This window comes from Thermogemmatispora sp. (genome assembly GCF_019683635.1).
Lineage (GTDB): Bacteria > Chloroflexota > Ktedonobacteria > Ktedonobacterales > Ktedonobacteraceae > Thermogemmatispora.
The window spans coordinates 1-4,765 of sequence record NZ_JADGIA010000294.1 but is presented as its reverse complement, the minus strand read 5'-3'; the positions used below and the strand labels follow the sequence as shown (position 1 = coordinate 4,765).

Here is a 4,765-nt window from a genome sequence, read left to right as displayed (position 1 = left end):
GCCGACCTGCTCTCGATTCCCTGGGCCATCGGCCTGGTCGCCCTCCTCACCTTCCTCTCGGGCTGCCTCGCCGCCCTGCTCATGCGCGAGACCCTGCCCGCCTTCACATCGCGGCCTCAGTCGCCAGCCGCCTCCTCAGCCGCCAGGGCCGCCAACTCACGGCCATAGGCGGCGGCCCGCTCGGCATCATCCTGGCGCGCGGCCAGATAGCGCAGCAGCCGCAATAGCCGTCGCAGCTCACGCCTCTGGCCGCCCTCACGCGCCAGCGTCAGCCCCTCGCGCAAATAGCCGCCCGCCGCCTTCAGATCACCCTGATGCAGCGCCACCTCACCCAGGCCCAGCAACAGACGCACCTGCGTCAACGGATCACTCGACCAGATCGCAATCTGATAAGCGCGCTGCAAATAGAGGCGCGCCAGCTCATAAAAGCCCCGCCGGCGCAAAAAGGGGGTGAAGGCCAGCACCCCGCGAATAAAGCGCGCATGGCGCCCATTCTCAAAGGCATACTGCAGGCCGGCCACAATATTGCGACTCTCCAGCTCCAGAGCCGCATCATCATCCCCATGTCGCTCAAGCAACTGCGTCACATAGGCCACCAGACGCTCGCCGGCCTGCGGATCGCGCAGATGAGCACTGGCATAATCAGCGATCGTCTGATGCAACAGATAGCGCCCCGTCCCGCTGCTCTCCAACAAACCAGCATCGACCAGGGCATCGAGCGTCTCCGGCGGCGCCTGGGCCACAGCCAGGGCTGCCTCCTCACTAAAGCTATTCGGCTTCGGCGGGAAGACCGACAAAGCGCGCAGCACCTCACGCACCTGCTCATCGAGCTGCTGATCACTGACAGCAATCGCCGACTGCAGCGAGAGCGGCGTCCCCCAGGCCAGATGTGGTGGCTGCTCCAGCGGGCCGCGCATCTCACTGACATGCAGCCGCTGATGCGAGCTGCGCAAGCGCGCCAGAGCCGCCTGCAAGCGACGCGGCTGGCCGCTATGGGCCTGGGCCTGCAAATACTTCCCCAACAAGGTCAAAGCCAGAGGCAGCCCGCCCACCTCCTCGACCAGCGTTAGAGCGGCGCGCCGATCATGAGCCACCACCTCCGGCGCCCACTGCGCCAGCAAAGCCAGCCCGTCGGCGCTCTCCAGCTCATGGATCGTCCGCGCCCCCTCGCCGGCGATCGCCAGCGCCAGGCGAGGAAAGCGCGTCGTCGCGATCAACACCGACTGTGGCCCCCCGACCTTGAAAGCCAGAGCCGCCTCCAGCTCCCAGACATCATCAATCACCAACACAAAGCGCCGCTGCCCGATCGCCGCCCGCAAAGCGCGGGCGCGCGCCTCTAGCGACTGCTCACCGGAAGCCGCCGTCGCCACCGCCGGCACTCCCAGCAACTGCTCCCAGCGGTGCAAATGCTCCAGCACATTGGGGCGAGGCCCCAGACCGGCCCACAACACCCCGGCCTCGAAGCGCTCCAGCACGCGCGCCTCATGCACCAGCGTCACAGCCAGGGCCGTCTTACCAACGCCGGGCAGCCCGCAGAGGGCCAGCGAGCGCCCGGCGCAGAGCTGGGCCACCAGCTCGCCCAGCAGCGTCGTGCGTCCCACCAACCCGCGCCCCTCATTCGGCAGCGGCGGAATCGTCGGATCAATCACCCGCTCCTGGTGGTTCCGCCCTCTAGCAAGCGCACCCGCCCCAGCCGGCGCCCCCGACTCCAGCTCATCCTCAACAAAGCCCAGCTCACGCGCACTCTTGCCAAAGAGCTGACAAAGCTTCTCACGGTAATAGGGCTGCGGCGAGGAAACGCCGCGCTCCCAGCGACTCACATTCTTCTCCGACGAGCCGATGGCCTCGGCCACCCTGGCCTGCGACCAGCCTCGCATCTCGCGCTCATGTCTCAGACGCAGATTCGGTTTCATCGTGGGCACTCCCAGCAGGAGATGACGACCGGCCTGGTCCCGGCACTGGCCCGACGGCCCGGCCCGCTAGGCCCGCCCAGGTTCAGCGGACCCGGCAGCCGCCGCCTCCGGCGACTCGTACGCCCGGCCCCAGCCCCCACCACCAGGCGAAGCAATCACCAGCCGATCGCCCGGCTCAGCGCGGAAATGCACCTTGCCCGGCAGCAAAGTGACCTCACCAGCGCGGCGATAGAGCCAGTTCTCGCCGCAGCGGCCCGGCTCCCCCCCCTGCAACCCATAGGGAGGCAGGCGGCGCCGCTCTGTCAGCAGCGTCACCTCAGCGGGCGCCTCAAACGTGATCTCGCGCACCAGCCCATCGCCACCCCGCGCCCGGCCCGCACCCCCTGACCCATCGCGCAAGGCATAGCGCGTAATCCGCATCGGATAGGCATACTCGAAAGCCTCCACCGGCGTATTCAGCGTATTACTCATATGCGTATGCACGCCCGACAAGCCATCGAGGCCCGGGCGCGCCCCCATGCCTCCACCCATTGTCTCATAGTAGGCAAAGGGCTGCTGCGTCCGCGGATCAATCCCGCCGGCGGCAATATTATTCATCGTCCCCTGGCTGGCCGCCGGCACCACCTCGGGCAGGGCCTGCGCCAAAGCCCCAAAGATGGCATCGACCAGGCGCTGCGACGTCTCGACATTGCCCTGGGCCACCGCCGCCGGCGGGCGCGCATTGACCACCGAGCCGCGCGGCGCAATCACCGTCACCGGCGCGAACGTCCCATGATTCATCGGCGCATCCTCGGGCATCAGACAGCGCACCACATAATAGGTCGCCGAGCGCGCCACCGAGGCCACCGTATTCACATTGCCGCGCACCTGGGGAGCGCTCCCCGTAAAGTCCACTGTCAGCTCACTCCCACGCACCGTCACCGTCACCGTGATCGGAATGCACTCCCCCGAGACCCCGTCATCGTCGAGATAATCGGTAAAGCGATAGGAGCCATCGGGAATGGCGGCGATAGTAGCCCGCGCCATGCGGGCCGCATACTCAATCAGGGCATCGACATGCTCCTCCAGAGCCGCCAGCCCCCAGCGATCGACCAGCTCCTGCAGGCGGCGGGCCGCCGTGCGATTAGCCGCCACCTGGGCCGCCAGATCACCGCGGCGCTCATCCGGCGTGCGCACATTGCGCAGCAACAAGGCCAGCAAAGCCCGATTAGGCTGACCGGCCTCCCACAGCTTGAGCGGAGGAATAATCAGGCCCTCCTGATAGATCTCGGTCGCCAGCGGCATCGACCCCGGCGCCATCCCCCCGACATCAGCATGGTGAGCGCGGTTGGCTGCAAAGCCGATCAGGCGCTGCTCCTCCTCAACCTCGACAAAGATCGGTGCGATCAACGTGATATCGGGCAGATGGGTCCCCCCCAGAAACGGATCGTTGAGGGCGATAATATCGCCCGGCGCAAAGCGATCGAAGGCCACCAGGGCCTCCGCCACCGAGTCGGGCATCGAGCCGAGATGGACCGGGATATGGGCCGCCTGGGCCACCAGGCGCCCGCGCGCATCAAAAAGCGCACAGGAAAAGTCGCGCCGCTCCTTAATATTGGGCGAGTAGCTGCTACGCATCAGCACCGCCCCCATCTCCTCAGCGATGGCCGTCAAAGCGCTGCGAAAGATCTCCAGACTGATAGCATCTACCATGTGGGCATACCCTCCTCAGCCAGCCCCAGCCGGCGCTGAGCCGCCCGCGTCGCCGGTGCTGCTTCCTCACGCTGCTGCCGATCCTGTTGATGCTGAGCGCGGCCCTGACCATCGCCAGCCACCTCGATCAAGAGATTGCCCACGGCATCGACGCGCGCCCGCCAGCCCGGCGGCACGACAGTGGTCGTGTCGTACTGGGTCACAATGGCTGGACCAACGAACTGTACCCCCGGCACCAGCGTGCTCCGCTCATAGATGGCCGCCTCATGCGCCACTGGACCGGCCTCACCGGCAAAGATGACCCGGCGCCGCTCCAGCGGCTGCGCCACCGCCTCGGGCTGCAGCGGCTGGCGCTCCAGAACCGGCGGCTCCACCAGCCCCCGCGCCTTCAGACGGACATTGACCACCTGCACCGGCTCATTCGGATCGCTGTAGCCGAAGCGCCGCTCATGGGCCAGATGGAACTGCTGGGCCGCGCGCGCGCAGTCGCCCTCGAAGGGAATAGTCAGCTCGTACGACTGCCCGACATAGCGCAGATCCAGATAGCGCTCAATCTGGATCTGCTCGGGCGCAAAGCCCTCACGCTGTAAATCGCAGCGCCCCTGCTCCTCCAGCGCGCTCAACGTTGCATCAATCATCGTCTGAGCCTGCTCCTGATCAATGGGCAGCATCAGCGTACGCACATAGTCCTTGAGCACATCGGCCACCAGCATACCGAGGGCCGAGAGCACCCCCGGCGCCGCCGGGATGAGCACACGCGGAATCGCGAGCGCCGCCGCCAGCTCGCAGGCGTGCAGAGGACCGGCCCCCCCGAAGGCTACCAGCGTAAAGTGGCGCGGATCAAGCCCACGCTCGACAGAGATCAGACGAATAGCCGCCTCCATATTGGCATTGGCGATACGCACGATACCAAGGGCCGCCTCCTCCAGCGAGGTCCCCAGGCGTTCAGCGATGCGCCCCACCGCCTGACGGGCCAAAGCCACATCGAGCCGCCGGCTCCCGCCAAGGAAGGCCTCGGGCAACAGGCGCCCCAGCACCACATGCGCATCGGTCACCGTCGCCTCCGTACCGCCGCGCCCGTAGGCCGCCGGACCAGGCACGGCCCCCGCCGAGCGCGGCCCCACGCGCAGGGCGCCCCCCAGATCGAACCAGGCCAGGCT

Annotated in this window: 3 protein-coding genes; all 3 read right to left on the bottom strand. The window is 67.1% G+C overall.

Translation table 11 applies throughout. The features are described 5' to 3' along the window. Positions 1-116: 116 nt before the first annotated feature. Positions 117-1,913 carry an NB-ARC domain-containing protein gene (locus IRZ31_RS20255; RefSeq protein ID WP_297157242.1) on the bottom strand — a complete coding sequence of 599 codons (1,797 nt, stop codon included), beginning with the start codon at positions 1,911-1,913 and terminating at the stop codon, positions 117-119. A gap of 66 nt (positions 1,914-1,979) precedes the next feature. Beyond that, on the bottom strand, positions 1,980-3,605 hold the full coding sequence (locus IRZ31_RS20250) for a hydantoinase B/oxoprolinase family protein (protein WP_297157239.1): 1,626 nt from the start codon (positions 3,603-3,605) through the stop codon (positions 1,980-1,982). Next, positions 3,599-4,765 (bottom strand): hydantoinase/oxoprolinase family protein (locus IRZ31_RS20245; RefSeq protein WP_297157237.1); only part of this gene is annotated, 1,167 nt, incomplete at its 5' end. The genes IRZ31_RS20250 and IRZ31_RS20245, both read right to left, overlap by 7 nt.

Coding starts and splice junctions, on each gene's coding strand:
- IRZ31_RS20255 (WP_297157242.1), bottom strand. CDS start 1,913: ATGAAACCGAATCTGCGTCTGAGACATGAGCGCGAGATGCGAGGCTGG.
- IRZ31_RS20250 (WP_297157239.1), bottom strand. CDS start 3,605: ATGGTAGATGCTATCAGTCTGGAGATCTTTCGCAGCGCTTTGACGGCC.